Source organism: Paraprevotella clara YIT 11840 (genome assembly GCF_000233955.1).
Classification (GTDB): Bacteria; Bacteroidota; Bacteroidia; order Bacteroidales; family Bacteroidaceae; genus Paraprevotella; species Paraprevotella clara.
This window is the reverse complement of the sequence record NZ_JH376579.1, coordinates 1-21,761: the sequence shown is the minus strand read 5'-3', so window position 1 is coordinate 21,761 and position 21,761 is coordinate 1. Positions and strand designations below refer to the sequence as shown.

Annotated in this window: 10 protein-coding genes; 3 read left to right on the top strand and 7 right to left on the bottom strand. The window is 52.1% G+C overall.

Features of this window, described 5'->3' with window-relative positions; translation table 11 throughout:
* Positions 1-202: 202 nt before the first annotated feature.
* Positions 203-1,579, bottom strand: a complete 1,377-nt coding sequence (locus HMPREF9441_RS00860) for an alkaline phosphatase (protein WP_008616920.1) — start codon at positions 1,577-1,579, stop codon at positions 203-205.
* A 376-nt stretch (positions 1,580-1,955) separates the two neighbouring features.
* Here HMPREF9441_RS00860 and HMPREF9441_RS00855 point away from each other — a divergent pair, with 376 nt between their 5' ends.
* The gene (locus tag HMPREF9441_RS00855; protein ID WP_008616919.1) at positions 1,956-2,306 is read left to right on the top strand and encodes a CidA/LrgA family protein; all 351 of its coding nucleotides are present in this window, start codon (positions 1,956-1,958) and stop codon (positions 2,304-2,306) included.
* Complete coding sequence (locus HMPREF9441_RS00850) at positions 2,287-2,982, top strand: LrgB family protein (RefSeq protein WP_008616901.1); 696 nt, start codon at positions 2,287-2,289, stop codon at positions 2,980-2,982. The genes HMPREF9441_RS00855 and HMPREF9441_RS00850 overlap by 20 nt, the downstream gene beginning before the upstream one ends.
* Before the next feature lie 101 nt (positions 2,983-3,083).
* Here the strand turns inward: HMPREF9441_RS00850 and HMPREF9441_RS00845 are convergent, their stop codons facing one another.
* From HMPREF9441_RS00845 to HMPREF9441_RS00825, 5 genes are all read right to left on the bottom strand, one after another.
* Entirely contained in the window at positions 3,084-5,891 is a 2,808-nt protein-coding gene (locus HMPREF9441_RS00845) for a LamG-like jellyroll fold domain-containing protein (protein WP_008616899.1), read from the bottom strand.
* A 184-nt stretch (positions 5,892-6,075) separates the two neighbouring features.
* Complete coding sequence (locus HMPREF9441_RS00840; RefSeq protein WP_008616896.1) at positions 6,076-9,612, bottom strand: alpha-L-rhamnosidase; 3,537 nt, start codon at positions 9,610-9,612, stop codon at positions 6,076-6,078.
* A 73-nt stretch (positions 9,613-9,685) separates the two neighbouring features.
* Positions 9,686-11,860 carry a fasciclin domain-containing protein gene (locus HMPREF9441_RS00835; protein ID WP_008616889.1) on the bottom strand — a complete coding sequence of 725 codons (2,175 nt, stop codon included), beginning with the start codon at positions 11,858-11,860 and terminating at the stop codon, positions 9,686-9,688.
* A gap of 54 nt (positions 11,861-11,914) precedes the next feature.
* On the bottom strand, positions 11,915-14,446 hold the full coding sequence (locus HMPREF9441_RS00830) for a sugar-binding domain-containing protein (RefSeq protein ID WP_008616887.1): 2,532 nt from the start codon (positions 14,444-14,446) through the stop codon (positions 11,915-11,917).
* A 187-nt stretch (positions 14,447-14,633) separates the two neighbouring features.
* On the bottom strand, positions 14,634-18,659 hold the full coding sequence (locus HMPREF9441_RS00825; protein ID WP_008616886.1) for a hybrid sensor histidine kinase/response regulator transcription factor: 4,026 nt from the start codon (positions 18,657-18,659) through the stop codon (positions 14,634-14,636).
* 121 nt (positions 18,660-18,780) lie between these two features.
* On the opposite strand from HMPREF9441_RS00825, the gene HMPREF9441_RS00820 reads away from it, so the two are divergent.
* Positions 18,781-21,162, top strand: coding sequence for a TonB-dependent receptor (locus tag HMPREF9441_RS00820; protein WP_244949543.1), 2,382 nt, complete (start codon positions 18,781-18,783; stop codon positions 21,160-21,162).
* 128 nt (positions 21,163-21,290) lie between these two features.
* On the opposite strand, the gene HMPREF9441_RS00815 is transcribed toward HMPREF9441_RS00820, so the two are convergent.
* The coding region (locus HMPREF9441_RS00815) for a DUF3874 domain-containing protein (RefSeq protein WP_039864714.1) at positions 21,291-21,761 on the bottom strand (471 nt) is incomplete at its 5' end.

Here is a 21,761-nt window from a genome sequence, read left to right as displayed (position 1 = left end):
CTTTCTAAATACACTGCAAAGGAACTAAAGTCTTTTTAAGACACTGTAACGTTCGTTTTAAATGTTGGTTGCAATGCTATGTCATTCCTGTTAATACAAATAAAATCAGGTATATATGACATTTGAAAAAGAAAAAAGAGAAGTACGAGGAACTCCTTCCTGTACTTCTCTTTCTATTTATAGGTTGTGTGTTTTGTCTTCCTTATTCCTTGTAGCCCGCTATTTCAGCTATCTTTTTAGGGATTTCCGTGTTGTCGATACGTCCGGTGAATTCTTCAGCGCCGGCTCCTATAGCAAACACCGGAACATAGCCGTTGGAATGTCCTCCGCTTTGCCATCCTACCATAGCTTTTCGAGCCATGAGTTGCCGTGCTGTAGAGGCAATGATGTTTTCGCTTTCATACAAAGTCTTCGTGTCTTTGGCCACTCCTTCACAGAAATTCTCGTATGCTTTTTTGAGTTGCTCCGCTTCCCGGTCATCCAATGGTATTTGAGACCAAAATCCGAAGTTATCCTGTAACTGCTTGCGTACGAAGTCCCACGTGAACTTTTTGCCCTCTTTCTGGTGTTGTGCGGCTATCATTTTACTGAAGGCTCCCGCACTTTGTTTTTGGTATTTCAGCAGGTCGGTATGCAGTTCGTACTTACCTGTTCCCAAAACAATCCCTCCGGTCTCGTGGTCGGCTGTGATGATAATCAGCGTTTCGTCGGGATGCTGTTCATAGAACTCGTATGCCACTTTGATGGCATTGTCCATGTCTATAACCTCTTTAAAAGCTGTTGCCGCATCGTTGCTGTGGCAAGCCCAGTCGATTTTTCCGCCTTCCACCATCAAGAAGAAACCGTCCGTATCCTTTTGGCTGAGGAAATGGATGGCTGCCCGGGTAATATCCTGTAAGGTAAGGTCATTCTTTTGGCGGTCTATGGCGTAGGCGATACTGGTACGGTCTGCCTTGCTGGCCGTTTCGGTTTGCAACAGGAGCATTTTACCGGCTTTTTTTGCCTTTTTACGGTAGTCGGCATATCCGCGTGCGATGGTATAACCGGCCTCTCGGCATTGTGTGTACAAGTCCTTATTTCCGCTCAGTTCATTGTTTTCCGGTTGCAGGAAATCGGAACCGGCATAGAAATCGAAACCGGCTGCTATGAGGTCTTTGCCGATTTGATGATACATGTTCCGGTCTTTTACGTGGGCATAGAAAGATGCGGGAGTGGCATGATCCACGGATACGCTTGTAGTGACGCCTACGGCCTTCCCCTCTGATTTGGCCAAAGCGGCTATACTATTGATACGGGTGGTCAAGTCGGCTTTGACGCCCAATGCTCCGTTTTTCGTTTTGTTTCCGGTAGCAAGGGCCGTGCCTCCGGCGGCAGAATCGGTTACCCCGTTCGTACCGGAATACGTCGTGACAAGCCCCACGTATGGAAATTGTGCAAAGCAGAGCGGTGATGTTCCGATACGTCCTTCCACGGCGGCCATATAGGTCTCCGTTCCGTTTACTTGGTTGACTCCCATTCCGTCACCGATAAAATAAAATACATACTTGGCTTTGCCCTCAGCCATTACGACCAGTGCCATACAAAAAACGGCACAAAGTGATAGTAGTCTTCTTCTCATGATGATGTCAATGCTAATAGTTGATGAGCCAAAGTTACGGAAAAATCGGTCTGATACCCATATAAATTGGGATTATTTTCCGATGTGCGGCAGGGGAAGCCGCAGGGGTATGTCAAACCTGCGACAAAAAGGTTTTTCATGCCCAAGAGGCGTGTTGTTCCTTTTACGGCAGGCATTAAACATTTTTATTACAGGTTTATTGCCCGTGTCTGCATTATACCATAATTTTGCATAGATTATGTTATATTTGAGAGTTGGGGCAGAAAGTTTGCCGGAAGCATTTTTGTGGCGGACGGGGATATTTATATAAGGTAATAAGGTTATAAAGATTGTAGGCATGGTAAAACAATGTACGATTTTGTTCGGTTGTCTGGCTTTGGGCGACTTCGTGGTGTGGGCCACGGGAGTAAAGTTGCCGGGCAGCATTATCGGTATGCTTCTCCTGACCGCCTTCTTGCAGATGGGATGGGTAAAGTTGCGTTGGGTCAAGGGTATCTCGGATTTTTTAGTAAGCAACATGGGCTTCTTTTTCGTTCCGCCGGGAGTGGCCCTGATGCTTTATTTCGATGTGATTGCCGCTGAGTTCTGGCCGATTTTCACAGCTACGGTGGTCAGTACGGTATTGGTTTTAGTCGTCACGGGACACGTGCATCAATGGGTAAGAAGACATGGAGTATTTAGAAAGTGATTTTTTCCTTATCGCGCTGACGTTCGGCGTGTATTTTCTGGCCAAACGTTTGCAGGCGCGCACAGGCTGGGTGGTGTTGAATCCCATTTTGTTGGCCATATTGGTCTTGATAGGCTTCCTGAAAGTTACGGGCATCTCGTACGAGACGTATGCCGGGAGCGCTTCCATCATCGACTTCTGGCTCAAACCGGCCATTGTGGCTTTGGGTGTGCCTTTGTATCTGCAACTCAAGAGCATCCGGCGGCAACTGATGCCGGTGTTGGTTTCCCAGTTGGTCGGTTGTTTTGTCGGCATTGTTTCGGTGGTATTGACCGCCAAATGGATGGGAGCCTCCGATGATGTGATTATCTCCCTTGCGCCCAAGTCGGTCACGACTCCTATTGCGATGGCCGTGACGGAATCGTTAAACGGCATTCCTTCCCTGACGGCTGCCATTGTCGTGTTGGTAGGACTGTTCGGAGCGGTATGCGGATTTAAGATTCTTCAGGTAGGGAGGGTGAAAAGCCCTATCGCCCAAAGTCTGAGCATGGGCACGGCTTCGCATGCCGTCGGGACGTCGCGTGCCATGGAATACGGGCGTATTTATGGAGCGTATGCCAGCTTAGGATTGATTCTGAACGGGTTGCTGACGGCTCTTTTTACGCCTTTGTTGTTGCATCTGTTAGGTATCGCTTGAGTCTTGTTGCAGAAAAGATGAAGGGAAGACATTTCGTTTGAGAATGCCTTCCCTTTTTGTTATTCCGGATGGTTTCGGAACCATCGTAGGAGCTTTCGGGTTTATGGATGCCGTACCGTAAATTTCCGGCTGTCGTTTGCTTGTCCGCACCGGGCTTTCAGAATGTACACGCCGTCGGGGAGTCCGCTAACGTCGAATGAAGTCGTGGCTCCGTTCATGCCTCTTTGGGTAAGTTGCATGTTGCCTTGCAGGTCGTAAATGTGGAAGTCCACTCTTTTCGGACCGTTGTCCAACAAGTAACGCACGTCGAGGCGGCGGTCGGCAGGCAACGGGCCTACGTCGAATGTGCCAGGCTCATCTTTCGGCGTGTTGCAGATACGGGTGGTGCCGTCTGCGAGCTTCTTGATGTCTTCGGCATCCAAAGCATAATCGTATATCCGGAAGTCGTCGATGTAGCCATTGAACAGCGGGTCGGCAGCAAACTGGCTGCGTCCGATGTAGTTCAGCAACGGGTGGAAGTCTGAGGGGCGCAAGGTAATGTCTTTTGAAGAAGCCATGAGTTCCCCGTTCAAATAGAGGCATACTTCTTCTTCTCCCATCGTGACGGCCAGATGTATCCACTCCTTGCGGTAAGCCGTGATCCGTTCGCCGTCTATTTGCTGTTCGTCTCCTCCGTTTCTGATGGCGAACCGTATCCGGCCGTCGTCCGAACGCACGGTGAGGAACATATATTCGTCTTCCCCGTTGCCGAAGTCGAAGACGCGTTGCCAATTGTTACCGCCTTCCCAATAAATCCACGTTGAAATGGTGGTTTCCGCATGGTCGGCCACGTTGGTCGGCAGTTGTACGTACTGGGCGGAACCGTCCAGAGACAAGGCATACCGGCCGGATTTGCCTTCGGTGTATACGCCGTCTTCCGGCATGGCTCCATGGCGGATGTTAAGCGTCGTGTCGTGGACGTTTTCTTCAAATTCATAGCGTGCGACGAGGGCATCCGTTGGGGCTACGGTCGCACTTGCGGTCGAGGATGCCGGGGAAGTATTCACCGAAGCGTCTACCGTCTTGACGGTGTAATAATATGTCTTTCCTTCTTCAGCCTTGTTGTCCACGAAAGCCGTATCGGCCACGTAGCGTGCGATTATCTCGTAACCGTCCTCTGGGTTTTCCGAACGCAGCACGGTGTAAGTCGGGTCTGTGGCGTCAGCTTTGTCCCAGGTCAGAAGGACGGAAGAGGCATGGCTTTCGGCTTTCACGCCGGTCGGAGCGTCTATGTCTTGTACGCGAGGTCTGACACCGGTCTGGATGAAGCGCCAGAGTTGCGAGTCGGCAGTTTCGTCAAGCTTGTCCTGTATTACTTTGTTACCTGATGCTTTGAGACACAGTGAACTGTGGCGGCTACGGATACGGAACCATCCGTCTCCTGCATATTCCAGATACCATTGTTCGTTGGTACCTTTATTGTTCTGATAAAGGATGATTTCAGCCCCTTCGTCCATGGACCAATTAAGCACGTCAAGTGTTTGGTTGGAGGTTACGGAGAGGATTTGGTGGTAACTGAATGCTCCTCCTATGCGTGCATCAACTGGATTCACGTACCATTGTAGTGATTTCTTGCCGGTGGAGTAGGTGGATGTGGTGAGCGAGCCATTATGATTGTCCAGCAATTTCCGGTTGCCCTTGTTGAATAATGTGTAAGTACCTTCCACTACGGGTTGCACGTCGTCTCCCCATGTGATGTTCACCACGGTTTCCGCGTTGGTCTGTCCGTTCTGGTAGCTTCCCGGTGCTCCGCCCGGCAGTTCCATAACGTATTCCCGCTGCGGGCCGTGCCCGTCGAAGAACACGTCGCGTTCTTTCGAGAGGAAACGGTAGGTGGTAGTGACGGCCTGCCGTTCGGATGTTCCGCCGAAGGCTTGTACTTTGCCATCCGGTGCGCGGTAGACCGAAGCGGCCGTCCAGTTGGGGCGGTGTTCCGCATAAGCAAGGCGTTCACCATGGCTGGCCTTGCAGAACTCGCCACGTGTATATTCGGCAGATCCCCACCATATACCGGTTTGCAGGCCGTATTCCAGCCCTACCATGGCTTCTGCCACATTATGCATCTCGTCGGCAGTGGCATGCTTGCTATCTTCTTTCACGGTCGTGAAAAATTGGGCGAAACTGTCGAAGCTTCCGGCCAATTGGTGAGTGTTGCCTTCGTCTAATTGTTCTTTGAGCGAATTGTACCAAGGCAGGGCTTCATCGCAGTTCAGGGTGTTGCCGCCACAGATGCGGATACCGTCGAAACGGGGATTTTTATGCAGTTCTTCTGCTATTTTTCGGAAACCGTTTTTCCGTTGGACGGTGTTTAACGTACCGTCCTGGCTTCCCGGAATCCATTGGTTCCATCCGAAGTCCGGTTCGTTGAACGGTGCCACCGAGACGACTTCATAACCCGCATCTTGATAGTACTTCGTAGACACGTCTATGAGTTCGGCCCAAGCTTCGGCATTAGTTTCATACCAAGGGTCAACATGAGGATGGTCGCAGTTCAGCATGAGCTTGACGTCCGGTTTGACCCATTTCAACATGGCGATACGTGCTTCTATGGTGTCTTTCTGATATGGATGGAGGTCTCCATCCGTCAAGGCATAGGTGGGTTGGAACGAAGTCCTGACCACTTCAAGGTTTTCTTTGTCCATGAAGGCCGCACTACGGCGCAGATTGTTTTCGTCGAACCAGGCGATGTCTGCTCCCCATTCCACTTTTCCATGGACAAGTCCTTTTTCCGACAGGTGGAACGGGACGACGCGGTCTGCCGTGGGTTGAGGCTCCAGATTGCTGCTTGAACTGAAATTCTGTGCAAAGGTCGGGAATGTATTCCAGCCGACCATCATGATTGAAATCAGGCGTAATGTTTTGCTTTTCATATATTGAAATTGTTTTTATTGGTCTTGCAAAGAAAGGGATTTTAGATGATTTGAACAAGGAAACAGGACAGATAATTATCCTTAAAAGGAGAAGCATGTCAAGGAAAATCCGACCCTCAATTCTCCAATGATTGATTATCAGAGAATTAGGATTTAGTGAAAACGACTACTTTTGTCCGCTTTTTTAGAACTGTCTATCCGTCTTCGTCATACCGTCGGAAGCGGTTTTGCCAGCCTCCGTATCGAACTTGTAAGTGCCCGATTGCAACTCTATAACGGCTTTCCCGTCCTTCATGCCCCTGAATGTCACTCCCTTTGCCTTTTTCAGCCGTTTCCCGCTTTCGGTAATCCGGTCTGTGGGATGGCATACGGGGAGATACAGCGTGGCGGTCGAGTTGGCCGGGACTGTGGCTGTATAGCTGATTCGTCCGTCGGTCTTGTATTGCCATTCGCTGCGGATGAGGCCGTAGCCGCTCCGGTGCGAGGCTTGTACGTGGGTGATGCGTTCCTGTCCGTCGGGGAACTCCGTACGGAAATCGGGGGTGGGTTGTAAAATGACGTGTTTGAATCCCGGTTGTCGCTCGTCCGGTTCGATACCGCCCATTCGCCCGAACATCCATGCCGATACGGCACCGTAGGAATAGTGGTTGAATGAGTTCATGATCCACGGATGCTTGTTGAAACCTCCTTCTTTGGTATAGGAGTCCCAGCGTTCCCATACAGTAGTCGCCCCTTGGTCTATGCTGTAAAGCCACGACGGGTTTTCGCGTTGCAGCAGTAAATCGAAGGCGAGGTCATCCAATCCTGCCTGGCTGAGCGTCTGGTTCAGGATGCCGGTACCTACGAAGCCTGTGTTGAGACGGTAGCCGTTACGGACAATCTTTTCACGAAGGATACCGATGGCTTTTTCTACGGATTTTTCCGGCAACAGATTGAGTTGGAGCGCCAACAGATAAGAGGTTTGTGTGGAGACGGCGGGTTGTCCCTCGTCGTTGATATAACGTTTTTGGAATTCGGCCTTGATATCGTCATAAAGGGTGTTGTACTTTTGGGCATCGAGGGCGTAGCGGTCGGTGGGGGCTTCACTCAGTGCCGATGCGATTTTGCCCATCAGTCGGGCCACGTAGGCATAATAGCATACGCTTACATAGCGTGCGTCCGTCTTTTCATACGCCAACCAGTCTCCCATCCCCGTACCGGCTCCGTTGTAGCGGTATTCTTTGTCGCCCTGTGCAGCCAGCCAATCCATGTAATGTGTCATGGAAGCATAATTGTCCGCGAGGATACGCCGGTCGCCGAACATGACATAGACCGTCCAAGGCACGATGACCCCCGCATCCCCCCAGGCTGCGTTGCCGTACCCCCAGAAATTACAGAATGGTGCCATGTCGGGGTAAGCTCCGTCTTCGCGCTGACTCAGGCGCAGGTCACGCATCCATTTGTGGTAAAAGGCACGGGTGTCGGCATTGTAACTGGCCGCACGGGCGAATATTTGTGTGTCGGCACTCCACCCGAGGCGTTCGTCACGTTGCGGACAGTCGGTCGGGATGCTGAGGAAGTTTCCACGTTGTCCCCATAAGATATTGCTGTACAACTGGTTTACGTCACGGTGGCTAGTCAGGAAAGTGGCGCTCTCTTCGATGTCCGACCCGACCACTTCACCGGTCAGTGCGGTGATTTCCACGTCGCTCGAAGTGGTGACTTCGCAATAGCGGAATCCGAAGAAAGTCGTGGAGGGTTGGAATATTTCTCCTTTTTCCGCCCCTTTCATCGTGTAATTTAATGTGGCTCCGGCCGTTCGTAAATTGTAGGTGTACAAACTTCCGCCCGGTCCGTCGTTGGCCCGTTCGGCGGCTCCGTTGTCGTTGAGCATCTCTCCGAATTTGACGCGCAGTTTGGTACCGGAAGCCCCTCGGGCGGTAAAACGTATCCACCCCACCATGTTCTGTCCCATGTCAAAAAGGGCGGTTTCACCGGCCTTTAACGAAAGCGGTGCGGTGCCTTCCAGGCTGCGGACAACGTGGATTGTACCGTAAGTGGTGCCGCCGGGTTGGGTACCTTCATACACCGTAATCGTTTGCGGCGTGCGTCGAAGGAACTCGCGGATACGTACGGGCTGCCCTGTAAAAGCCGTGATTTTACCGTTGAAATCGGTGTTTTCCATACAAGGAATCCATGCCGACGCATCGTATTCCGGTGCGGACCAGTTGCTTTCGCGGCGTGCGTCATAAGTCTCGCCATTGTAGATGTCTCCGTAAATGACGGGGCCGGAAGTGGAGCAGGTCCAATCCGTACCGGTCACCACGTTTTCCACCCTCCCGTCTTCATATTCTATGCGCAGTTTGGCGATGAAGCCGAGCGAAGGAGTGCCATATACTCCGTGGGCGATGGCGCCGCCCCACCATCCGTTGCTCACTTGCGCACCGATTACGTTGGAGCCTTCGCGTACGAGTGAAGTCACATCGTATGTCATATAGTTGATTTCTTTCCGGTAGTCCGTCCATCCCGGTTTCAGTTCATCATAGCGTACCGTTCCGTCCGCTTCGGTCTGTCCCACCCGGCTTCCGTTCATAAACAAGTCGAACACGCCCAAAGCCGAAGCATAGATTTTAGCCGATTTCATCGCTCCTTTTACGCTGAAAGCCTTACGGAACAAAGGGATGCCTTGCTGCTGCGGATTTTGCATGGTACAGTTCTCTTCGTATGTGGAGGAGACACACAGCATCCGGTTGCCGGCCTTGCGGATGACTACTCCGTCGGTGAAATCGTGGCCGCTTCCCTCGAAATCTTCAGTAAAGGTCACCGTGCCCTGTTCGCCAGTCTGTCCGTCGTCGAAAGTGGTTACTTTGATATTGTCAAAACAAGCCTTTTCGTCCATAGTCGTGTTGTGGAACGTGCGGAAACCGATGAGGCCGTTGTGCAATCTGCCGGAATGGTCTTCATAAGTGTCTACGAGCTTTCCGTCGATATAAGTACGTACGACGGAATCGTTCACGTCAAGTTTCAAGTGGTGGAGCTTGCCGGTCAGCTCCTCGTGGGTAAAGGTTGTTCCGAGTTCCGTATCTGTGTAACTGAATTTGCCGTCCGTTTTGATATGACGGCGAAGGAATGGGGTCTTCTTGTCCCTGACATCGATGCTCCATAAAAACAGATTGTTTTTATCGGAGGCCGAGAAGATGATGCCGGCAGCCTGCCTTTCGATTTCAAAGTCCATTTCCACCGTGTAGTGGGATGCAGTCGGTTTAGGGGGCTCGGTTGTCGGCGTTTTGATCCATCGGGCACCGTTCCACCCCGTATCGAGCAGTCCGGTCTCGAAATAGGCGTTTTCCTTCGAGGTCGCCTTACGTCCTTTGTTATCCCACACGGTCACGGTCCAATAGTAGCGCGTGGAGGGAGCCAAGGCGTCGCCTTTGTATGGAATGTCTATTTGCTGGTCGGATGTCATCCGTCCGGAGGACCATATTTTCCGGGTATGTGCCGCATCGGTGAAAACGTTGATTTCGTATGCCTTTTGCGAAATACCACGTTCGTCTCCGGCCTCCAGCGTCCAACTGAACGCAGGGTGTTTCACGTCGATGCCTACGGGATTTTTTATGGCTTCCGTTCTAAGCCGTTCTACTTCTGCGGCTACAAGCGGTTGCAGTCCCCATAGGCCGAGACCGCATGTCAGGAGCGTACGGCAAAACAGGACGGTAGTTTGTTGGATAAGGTTTTGTTTCATGGTTTTGTAGTTTATACAAAGTTACGAAAAAAGGAAGAGTCCGGAGGCCTTTCCTCCAGACTTTCCATCTATTTTAATAGATATCTTCTCCGATACCGCCGGGGCCGCAGATGCTTATGGGAACGAGTTCCATATAATCTAAAGAGAAGCCTCCGCTGGTGGCACTGGACAGTACGGAACGTAAGCGTATCGTATGGTGTTTGTTGGGCTGTACTTGCACTTGGCAGATTTTCCGACGCAACAAATCGTTTTGATTGTAAAAGATGATACATTTCGATGGGTCGTAGGCGGGAGTACTGGCGTTGCCGCTACCTAAGTAGAAGAATACTCCTTTGGGGCCACTGTAATAGCCGTTGTTTTTCATTACACGGGCGTTTTCTTCCAGTTCTTCCCGTGTGTAGATACCTCCGGAACCGTCGTCTTCACACCTTAGGCCGTTCCAACCGTTGTAAAGACCTCCGATGTTAGGCGCGTCGGCTTTGTCACGCATATCAATCGGAAGACCTTGGGGTACTCCGTCCACGTAGACCTGTCCGATACCACGACTATCCAACGCGCAATAACCGAGACGGAGCTCGTACTCTCCGGGAGGAACATTCGGCAGGCGGAATGTCACGTCATAACTCGTGCCTAACACGGCGATGTCATCTCCTTGATAGTTGGACCAATAGATTATCGGGCGTTTCACAACGAACATGGTATTCTCGCTGAAGGTTATGTTTTTCAGATAGCCGGGAGGGAGGTAATAGTTGAATCCTCCGCCTTCCGTTCCGTCCTCGCTGTTGTCACCGCTATTGTATTCTTTGAGGGGATTGCCGCACAACCGCATATTGTTGTTCGTCAGTTCCGGCCACAGAAGTTGGAAATCTATTCGCATCCGAGTGTTCATGATGGTGTTACGCATCGTAGGATCGTATGCCACCACGTCGTCGATGTAATAGTAAGCTACGTTCAAAGAGAAGTTCTCTTGTTCCGGAACGGTCAGATGGGCGCCCCGGATTCGTTCGTAATTGTTGTATTGGGAAGCATGGCAATGGTTGACATAAAACTCGGAGGGATATTCGACTGCCGGATCTACCGGACGGTACACCTTTTCCAATTTGATGGTAGAGAAGTCGAGCAGCGTGCTGACCCAGTCCGTCGGGTCGGCGTATGCGGTATGGATGCCGATGGTGTTTACCAGTTTGGCGGTGCTGCTGAACAAACGGTCGATGATATGGTAAGAAAGGAACATGTTCAACGGGTTATACGGGTGGGTCAGTGAACCTTTGTTCCAATAGAGTTGTTTGTATGTTTTATCAGAACCCGGAGCTGTCTGGTTCAGGCCGAAAATGGCTTCCGCGTCCGCTCCACTGTATTTCTCCACGGCCAACTCGTAAAGGGCATCAATCTTTTCGTCCATGGTCATGCTTTCGTTGAAGCGGTCGGGGTATTTCTCGTACAGGTTTTTGTCCGGTACGATGAGAAGAGTAAACCCACTGTAGCGGTGGTCCGGGAGTTTGGCTACGTAATCTTCATTTCCGATGCGCATGCTTTGGGTGAAAGGGGCATACTTCCCTTTTTCCTGTTCGTATTCTTCGTCGCGGTAACGGTACAAAGAGTCTATCAGTCCTGTCCGCCGGAGGGCTTCATAATAAATCTGGAAATCCTCGTGGTATTCGTCCAACAGCGTAGACCCCAGGCTGGTATTGGGCACCAGGACACGGTCGACCGGATGTACCACACCGTTTTCCACGGAGTCGTTTTTCAGCTCGTTGATGATGGCGGCTCGGCGGTTGACGATGGTCAAGGCCATTTGATTGGCATCCAGCGTATCCCCCTTGCTTTCGAGGATGAGTGGTAAGTCCAGTTCGTTGTTTTCCTGTTGCGTTTCGGGCAAGTCGTAAGTGTACATGATTCTTTCTATGATGCAGGCTCTCAACAGCGTATCGCAGAATGAGGCGGGAATGTCTTCCACAGATGCATATCCTTTCTCTTTCAGAAAGGCTTCCACGCCCGTATTGGTTGCTGGAAAGAAGGTGCGTGAGCCACGGCTTCCCAGAAAGTCCATTTTTCCGGCTCGTTCCGCAATGCGTTTGAACAGGCTGAAGTTCTCATGTTCGGTTAGAAAATCACTCATCATTTCACCTGTGAAGGTGTAATAGCTTTCCGCCGGCATGTCATCGTTGCAACCGGTGAATAAGTTTGCCTGTCCTGCCAGAAGCAGGACAGTGCAAACGAATTTTGAGAGTTTTGACAGATGTTTCATGGTCTCAAAAAGATAGGCAATCAGGTTAATTATATGGTTTTGTCCTTTTCAGATTTACTTCACGTCAAGGCTGACGGAAGCCTTTTTCACTCCCTTGCCTTTAACGGTCAATGTGAGCCGGCCTTTTTCTTTCCCGCTTTTCACGACCGCCATGGCACGGCCTTTCCAAGCCTTGCGTTCCGGAGCGGTGTAAGCCGTGCAGTCTTTCAAATCGGCGCTGCATGTAGCCAGCAGTGTGCCGGAACCTTGGAGTTCGAATGTCAGCAGGTTGTCGGCATTAGGCACTACCCGTCCTTGCTTGTCCGTGATTTCAGCTATGACATAAACCAGGGACTCGCCGTCGGCCGAGATTTCCGTGCGGTCGGCTGTCAACCGGATGCGTGCCGGTTTTCCGGCTGTTTCCAAAGTACGTGATTCCGTTTCCTGGCCGTTTTCCACACCGACGATGCGCAAGGTACCCGGTGCGTAGGGCAAGGTGAAGATGGCTTTGAATTCCTGCGTTCTCGTGGTCGGCTTCTCACCGATAAGTCGGTCGTTCAGGTAGAGGCGCACGGAAGGATAGTGTGAGTAGACCTCCACGTCGATGTCCTTTCCTTCATGTCCCGGCCAGTTCCAACTTTCCCACGTCGGCCATACCGACCACAAGGTTTCTTTGATTTCACCGTAATAACCCGTAGGTTCCTTTACGGCCATGTAGAGTTTCTTCTCTGGGTTGAATAGCATTTCCCGGTAGTAGGAAATCGGTTTGCGCAATCCGGTCAGGTCGATGTCGCCGCAATAGGCACCATGCCACGGAAACTGGTTGCGGTGGTAATGTTCACCCTCCGACTCTCCTTTATAATAGAAGCGTCCGATACCCGATTCGCCGAGGTAGTCGATAGCCGTCCACACGAAGTCTCCGATGATATAGGAATGGTCGTTGACCCGTGCCCAGTTGGCGAATGCGTCGCGTGGGTAAGATTCCGTCTGCATCATGATGCGCGAAGGGACGCGTTCGTGGTCCGACGGACCTTTGTGCATCATGTAGTTGTAACCCACGATGTCATGCGCGGCAGCCAACGGGTCGTAGATTTCCCAATCTTTGTCCCATGCCGCAAGGGCGGATGTCACCGGGCGGCTGGGGTCGAGGCGGCGTACATGGCCTGCTAACGCGTATGCCGTAAGGACTGCTTCGGGCGTTTTACGCTCGATAATTTCGTTCCCGATGCTCCAACAGAAGATAGACGGATGGTTGCGGTCGCGCAGTACCATGGATTCGATGTCTTTCGTCCACCAGCGGTCGAACAGAATGGAGTAGTCTTTCGGCAGTTTGGCCGACCGCCATCCGTCGAACGATTCGTCGATGACCAGAAGCCCCAAGTGGTCGCACGCATCGAGGAATGCCTCGGCGGGAGGATTATGAGAGGTGCGTACGGCGTTGAATCCGGCCTCTTTCATCAGTTGTGCCTTACGCCATTCCGCGTCGCGGTAGGAGGCGGCACCGAGCGGACCGTTGTCGTGATGCACGCATCCGCCGTTCAGTTCTATGGCTTTACCGTTCAGGACGAGGCCTTTTTCGGCACTGTATTCCACGTGGCGCACCCCGAACGTAGTGGTGACCGTGTCGGCCGGTTCTCCATTGTCCGGTACGAGGCAACATACCATCCGGTAGAGGTTCGGTGTTTCAGGACTCCAGAGCTTGGCGTTTTCAAAAGGGAATTGCAGTTTGACTTTGCTTGTCCGGTTAGCTTCAAGGGTGACGGTTTCTTTTTGTGTGAGAATGGTGTGACCGTCCAAGTCGGTAACCGTGCAAAGCAGTGTGGCCGGGAGGTCTTTATCGCGGTTGGCGAGCGTGGCTTCCACTTCCACCTGCGTTTTCCGGTTCACTTGTTCGGTGGTGATGCCGATGCCCCACGGTTCAAAATGTGCCTTGGGGGTACGGATAAGTTTCACGTTGCGGTAAATGCCGGAACCGGTGTACCAACGGCAGTTCTTCTGTCCCGAGTTGTCCACACGCACGGCAATGACATTCTTGCCCGCTTTGAGGTAAGGCGTGATGTCGTGGTAGAAAGACGAATAACCGTAGGGACGTATGCCGAGATTATGTCCGTTGACGAATACTTCCGCATTCATGTAAACCCCTTCGAAATAGAGGGTGGTTTCGGGATGTCGGGAGTCCGGTACGAAATCGAATGTCTTGCGGTACCAGCCGATGCCGGTGGGATAATACCCTCCGTCGTTCCCCGCCGGATTGGCCTTTTCAGGACGGCCTTCAATGCTCCAGTCATGGGGCAGGTCCAGCGTGCGCCAGTGGTTGTCGTCGAAGTCCGGACGTGAGGCTGCGGCGGTATCGCCTAAAAAGAATTTCCAGTTTTCGTTGAAGTTCACTTCCCGGTTTGAACGTGCACCGTTCGTAATGGCAAGCTCGTCTGCACGGGAGTAGCGGGCGGCAGCCGGGAGGGCGTTCCCGATTCCGAATGCGAAAAAGAGGGCGGCCATCCACTTCAACCGGATATTCCGATGTGTACGTAAGTTCGTTTTCATTTGAATCTGTATTTTTATGTGTTTTGATTGATTTTGCAGTGGTCGTTTCAGGCCGGTTGGCATACTGTCGGCAGCCGGTAGGTGTGTCGTCGCGCATTCGCCTGTCAGATGAAGGAGATGCGAACGAACGCTTGCAAAGCTATATGAAAAGAAGAATACGGAGGGATAAAAAACTGCCAGAAAGGGGGTAAAATCCTATTCTGACAGTTTTTTATCCCTCTTTTGTGATTGATCTCTGCCTGCTACGGTTTTATTTTTCTTTCTCTTGGTATTCGCGGGGTGTCAGTCCGAACTCTTCTTTAAAGCACTTGGTGAAATATTTAGGTGAAGAGAAGCCCGTGGCGTAGGCTATTTCAGCGATGTTACGGTCGCGGCGTGAAAGCATCTCGCAGGCGTACTTCAGCTTGATGTTCCGGATAAATTCCAAAGGCGTAAGTCCGGTCATGGCCTTCACTTTGCGGTGGAGGGTGGATTTGGATACATTCAAATGGCCGGACAGTTGTTCCAAATCGAATCCTTCTTCGGCCAAATGGGTGTGGATACAGTCTGCCATGTCCTGAAGGAAGCGGGTGTCGCCGGAAGAATATTCCAGTTCGGCCAGACGGACGTGGTCTTCCATCCTGAAAGCCTGTTGGCGGTTCCGGTAGGTGCGGAGCAGGTTGTCTATCCGGGCGGCCAGTACTTTCAACTCGAACGGTTTGGCCAGATAACCGTCCGCTCCGGCTTCATAGCAATCTACTCGGTCGTCCGCGCTCTGTTTGGCTGTCAGCATGATGACGGGGATATGGCTGGTTTCGAGTTGTGATTTGAGCTTCCTGCACAGGGCGAATCCGTCCATGCCCGGCATCATGACGTCCGATACGATGAGGTCTACGGCGTGTGCCTTGAGTTGTTTCAGAGCCTCCAACCCGTTTTCTGCCGTGAGCACCCGGTACTTCGTGGCCAATATCTTCTCCATCATTTCCAACAGTTGCATGTTGTCGTCCACGAGAAGGATGGAAGGGCGGTCGTTTTCGGTCTCTCCGGCTTCGGAAGACAGTTCCTGCACTACAGGAGAGGAGGCTTCCGGGGCAGTGACGTCCGGTACTGATATTTCGGCATCCACCGGCTGTGCCTCGGGGCGGTTCTGCACGGGGGCGGCTGACGGAGCTACCCACGGAAGGGTTACAGTGAAATGGCTGCCTTTGCCCGGTTCGCTTTCCAACGTGAGGCTACCATGGTGCAAGGCGGTCAACTCCCGGGCCAATGCCAGTCCTATGCCGTTCGATTGTCCGCTACGTCCGTTGCTTCCGGTGTAGAAGCGGTCGAATATCCTTTTTTGTTCTTTGGCTGGTATGCCGACACCCTCGTCTTGCACGGTGAATACCATGTCTTTTTCTGTTCCGTTTTGCCGGATTTCCACGATGAAATCGACATTTTTTCCACTTGGCGTGTATTTGACGGCATTGGAAAGCAAGTTGTAGAGTATCTTGTCTACTTTGTCAAAATCCAGCGTGCCTCGGCATTCGCCTTCCGGAATGCGGAGGTTCAGCCGTACGCCTTTCTGTTCAGCCAAAGGCAAGAAATGGTGGGTACACAGTTGACGGGCGAAAGCGAAGATGTCGCCTTCTTCGGGGCAAAGTACCATGTTGCCGTTCTCGGTCTTGCGGAAATCCAGAACTTGTTGCAACAGGTGTTTCAGTCGGTAAATGTTGTGGCGCAACACTGTGGTTTGGCGTTCCTCAGTCGGATATTGCCGTTCCCAGTAGTCACTTACGCAGGATATCACGCTGAGCGGTGTAAGCAAGTCGTGGGAGATGTTGGTGAAATAATCCAGTTTGGCTTGTGTCAGGGCTTCTTGGAGTTGTAACTGGTTGCGGCTGCGCAATCGTTGCAAGTAAAGTCTAAGGAGTACGTAAATGAGAAGCAAGGCTGCGGTTACGTAGGCCGCGTAAGCCCAAATGGTTTCGTACCAAGCCGGCAGTTGCGTGAGGCTGAGCAGCGTGACGGGAGCCTGCCATTGTCCGTTACGGTCTGTGGCTTTTACGACCAACCGGTAATTTCCCTTGGGCAGTTTTTGGTAGTAAGCCGTGTTTTCCCCTTCTTGCAGGTAGTTCCAATCGGTGTCGAGGCCTTCCAACCGGTAAGCATAGCGTACTTTTCCGCTTCGAGCATAATCTAAAGTAGAAAAGCTGACGGAAAGGTTGGCCGCTTCAGGTTGCAAGGTAAGCGTGTTCCGGTCGGGCTGTCCGGACACGTACCGTCCGGAAGGATTGAACAGCATACTGCGCATACCGCTTTTGAAGTCGGTCAGCATCACCGCACGTGAAAGAGCCTTAGGGGCGGATGAAGGAGGGGGAGTGACTGATACGAAACCGCCGCGTCCTCCGGCGTAGAGTGTACCGTCGGCCGAAAGGAATGCAGCTTGGTCGCGGAAGATAGGAGTGGACATATTGCCGTCCGAGGAAGTGTATTGTTGCAGGCTGTGGCGCTGTGTGTCGTAGTGGATGAAACGGTTGTGGGAGACGAGCCAAAGGTGGTGGTTCCGCCATAACAGATTCAATATCGTCATGCCTTGCGTGTCGAAACGGTCGCTGAAATCCTGGAAAACCGAATCCTCCGGTTGACCGTACAGGATGCGCCCCATACTGGTCGCTACCCAAAAGCCGCCCGAGTCATCGGGACAGAGAAAGCGCACCTCCTCGTCCTCGTGGTTCTGAAAGGCAAGGGGGGGCGGAATACATGACATGCGTTTCCCTTCCACCTTTATTATATATAGACGTCGGGAAGTGGAGGCCCAGACGGACACAGCGTCTCTATGGGCAAAGGCGGTAAAGTGCAGGCTGTCGGGCGTGGAGAGCAGGGACGTGCCGTCGGCAGGTTGACAAAGCATACGCCCTCCGCTACGCAACCAAAGTTTGCCGTCCGATGTTTCTTCCATCTGGTTGGCGGGAACATAATCACCGGAAGCGTCGGACAACCGGATACGGCGGTTTACCTTAAATGTTCCTTGGTCGTACGTCAACAGGTACACTTGGTTGCGGTGGGGAGCTGCTACCCATAAGCCACCGCTGACAGGACTGGATGCCGTGACGCGGGCATCTACCGTCAGGTTCTGGATTTCGGGGGTAGCGAAAACGGTTTTTCCGTGTTGCGGCTCATGGAGGCAGAGGCCGAAGCGGTCTTGGACGAACCAGAAGCGCCCCTGAGTGTCGCGGTTCAAAGTGAGCAGATTGGGCATCCAGTCCAAGGTCTTGCGTAGGTCGTCCAACGGATAGTTCCGTATGGTTTCCGTATGAAATGTGAGCAACGTGCCACGGTCGTAAGAACTGAGCCACAGGTTGCCATCGTGGTCTTTTAGGATTTTGGTGTACATTTTGCCGGTGTCTATGTGTCCGGGCAAAGCCACGGGCATCAACTTCCCGGCACGGTCGTCATACCGGAATGCGTACAGGTTATTGTAGGACAAAGCCCAAATGTAACCGAACGTATCGTCTTGGGCTGTACTGAAAAATTTACGGTCTGCCACTTTTCCTCGTGGTGACTGTATGTCCTGACGGATATATTCCACATGTTTCAAGGTTTCATCGGTCAGGAGTTGCCACAGTCCTTCTCCCCATGTGGTGAGCCAGTACCGCCCGTCCCTGTCTTGGAAAAGCGTGAAAGGAGAGTTGGTCTGTCCCACCGGCGGCAGGTGGCGCAGGTCTTGTGTACTGTCCGTATAGACGAAAATCCCATTCGACGTGCATATCCACAGGCGTTCTTTTCCTTTCTCATAAAAGAAAGAGTTGATGTAAGACGGTTTGCCGTTTGGGGAAGGCAGGTTGATGGAGGTATATTCATGGTATGGAAAACGGGATTCCAATAGCCGGTCGTTCAAGGCTATCCATATACGGCTTTTCCCGTCGGAACAAAGAGAGCGGATATGGGCTGTCTGCAACGGAGCTTCGCCCGGTGTGGTAATCCGGTAAGTCCGTTTGTCGATGAGGTTCAGTCCTTTTCTCGTCCCGATCCAAAGGTATGCACTGTCTTCCGCAATGCAGGTAATATGGTTGTGGGTCAGCCGGTTGGGGTGAAGGTAATCTGTTTGGAACGTTTGCAGGCGATAACCGTCGTAACGCGACAGCCCGTTCGTTGTGCCTATCCAAACAAAGCCGTCTTCGTCCTGATAGAGTTCCGTCATTTCGTTGGACGGGAGTTCTCCGGCGAACGGGAAGTCCGCCGACCAAATGGCTTGTGCCGGAACTTTCAGGGAAAGTCCCAACCAGAACAACAACAGGTAGAAAGTATTTTTCATTCGCATCCCATCCGAACTATGATGGACAAAGGTAGTGAAAATTTTGTTTCTGCTTTCGCCTTTGGTTATTTTTGCTTACGAGAAAATAAGATGTTATTTTTGCAGTATGGAAATGATGAGGATGAAGAAATTTTTCTGCGGCTGGCTTTTATGCAGTCTCTTGGTGGTGCAGGCTGTTGCACAATCTTCTTTTCGTGTGACGGGCAAAGTAATAGACCGGACGAGCCGCCAACCGGTGGTAGGGGCTTTCGTGTCTCCTGCTTCGATAGACACTGTGCGTGCGGTGACCGATACGGCCGGTGTGTTCGTATTGCCCCACGTGCCGCCCGGTATCTTTTCATTCCGGGTGACGGCGGCCGGGTATGTGCCGCAGGAGACGCCGGATTATATCGTTTCGGCTGTCACGCCCGAAGTGAACGTCGAGTTGGAGGAGGACATCAAGTCGTTGCATACTTTGACCGTACGTCCTAAGTCGTATGGTAAGACGGCTGAGGCTCCGGTGAGCGTGCAGGTCATCGGACTTCGTGAGATAGAGAAAAGCCCCGGAGCCAACCGGGACATTTCGCGTATCGTGCGCGGTTATCCGGGTGTGGCTTTTTCGCCGGTGGGATACCGTAATGATTTGATAGTGCGGGGCGGCGGTCCGTCGGAGAACCGTTTTTATATGGACGGTATAGAGATTCCGAACATCAACCATTTTGCCACGCAGGGGGCTACGGGAGGCCCGGTGAGCATCGTCAATGCCGATTTGGTACGTGAGATTAAGTTTTATACGGGGTCATTTCCGGCCGACCGTACAGGAGCCATGAGTTCCGTGCTCGATTTCCGTTTGCGCGAAGGCTCTTCGGAGCGTCAGACATTCAAGGCTACTTTGGGAGCCTCCGAGGCCGCCTTGAGCGGGAGCGGCCATATCGGAGAAAAGACGACTTACCTGTTCTCCTTGCGCCAGTCTTATTTGCAATTGCTTTTTAAAATGATAGGTTTGCCTTTCCTTCCGAATTATATCGACGGGCAGTTTAAGGTAAAGACCCGCTTGACGCCGTACGACGAACTGACGGTGATGGCATTGGCCGGAGTAGACCGGATGGAGCTGAATACGGATTTGGCAGGAGAAGACGAAGGTTCGGATTATATTTTGAGTTATCTGCCTAAGATAGAACAAGAGACTTTTACGGTAGGGGCTTCTTACCGGCATTATGCCGGAAAACATGTGCAGACGTACGTGTTGAGCCACAATTACCTGAACGACAAAAATCTGAAATACCGGAATAATGACGAGAGTACTGAGGAGAATCTCACGCTTCGATTGCGTTCCACAGAGCAGAAGACCACGTTTCGTGCAGAGAATATGACGACATTGTCGGGTGGTTGGACGTTGAAAGAGGGTGCGGAATTGAACTACATGGATTATACCGACCATGAACGCCGTCTTTTGTCGGTCGGGGACTGGTCTGTCTACCGTACCCATTTGGGGCTTGTCGCCTATGGAGCTTCGTTCTCTGCAGCTTATACGGCTCCGGAAGAACGATGGAGTGCGTCGGTCGGGGTGCGGGCAGACGGCAATACTTATTCATCGCACATGTCCCGTCCGTGGGAACAGCTATCTCCGCGCGCTTCTTTCCGTTATGTTTTCTCACCCCATTGGTCGACGGCAGCTTCGGCAGGCTGGTATCACCAATTACCGCCTTACACGGCGTTGGGCTATAAAGACGCGACAGACCGGTTGGTCAACCGGGATTTACGTTATATGAATGTAGCGCAGGCAGCTTGGGGCGGTGAATGGAAAGCCAATGATCGTTGGGCTGTGTCGGTAGAAGGGTTCTATAAGTCTTATCACCGTGTGCCGCTTTCGTTGGCCGATGGGGTTCCGTTTACTTGTAAGGGTACGGATTATGGTGTGGTAGGTAACGAGGCATTGGTGTCTACGGCACAAGGCCGTGCCTACGGAGTGGAAGCCTTGATGCGTTGGACTTTGCCCGACCGTCTGAACCTGACCAGTTCTTTCACCTGGTACCGCAGCGAATACCGTGCCGACCGTCATGCCGCTTATGTTCCTTCGGCGTGGGACAATCGAGTGATTCTGAACATGAGCGGTACGTATGATTTCCCACACCGTTGGAGCGTAGGATTACGGTTGAGTTGCATCGGCGGCTCTCCTTATACGCCATACGATGAGGTAGCCTCGTCCTATGTGACGTATTGGGATGCGAATGGGAAGTCTGCCTACGATTACAGCCGTTATAATGCAGAGCGGCTACCGGGTTATGCCCAACTGGATGTGCGGGTGGACAAAGAATTCTTTTTCAAACGTTGGCGCCTGGGATTGTATCTTGACTTACAGAATGTGACCGTCAGCAAACTACGTCAGCCGGACGTGTTCATGAGTACCGGCGTTGTGTCGAATCCCGAAACTCCTTTGGAGGATCAGCGTTATGTGATGCGGCGTATAGAACAAATAAGCGGGACACTGTTGCCTACGTTGGGGGTGACGGTGGAGTTTTAGGTTGTCAATCATAAACAGCGTTATTGCAGTTGCTACGGCAAAGGTACGAATTTACCATTTGAATCCTTATTTTTTATTGGAAAAAATCGAAAGGCTTTTTCTCCGTTCATTCATAAAGGATTGCGGACTTATGGTCTACGCTCCAACGGCACGATCCGGTAACGGTTACCCTTTTCCGTGTGCTTCCGTTCCACGCCTGCGGCCACGAGGGCGCGGCTGAACTCCTGCATGCCGATGCCCGTGAGCGTGCCCGGCTGACGCTTGCGCAACAGGGCGATGAGTTCGGGAAGGGAGACGGACAGGGCCTCTTCGTCCGGACGGGCGGCACGGAAGTGGCGGGCAAAAGCCTCTTCCGCTGGGCAAGTACGGTAGAAGGCCACGTTGGCACGCTGGATTTCCGCCTCTTCTTCTGCCGTGAACCCATGACGTTCGCCACCGAGTAGCATGGCTTTCAGCTGGGCGTAGATTTGAGCATGTTCGATATTTGTGCTGTCGATGGGACGCTCCACCTCCACGCAGAGGAAACGGCGGCTGCCCGAAGGGTCGGAGAGCAGTTCGTGGCTGTTGGACGTGGCGATGAAGGAGGCGATGCGCGGCAG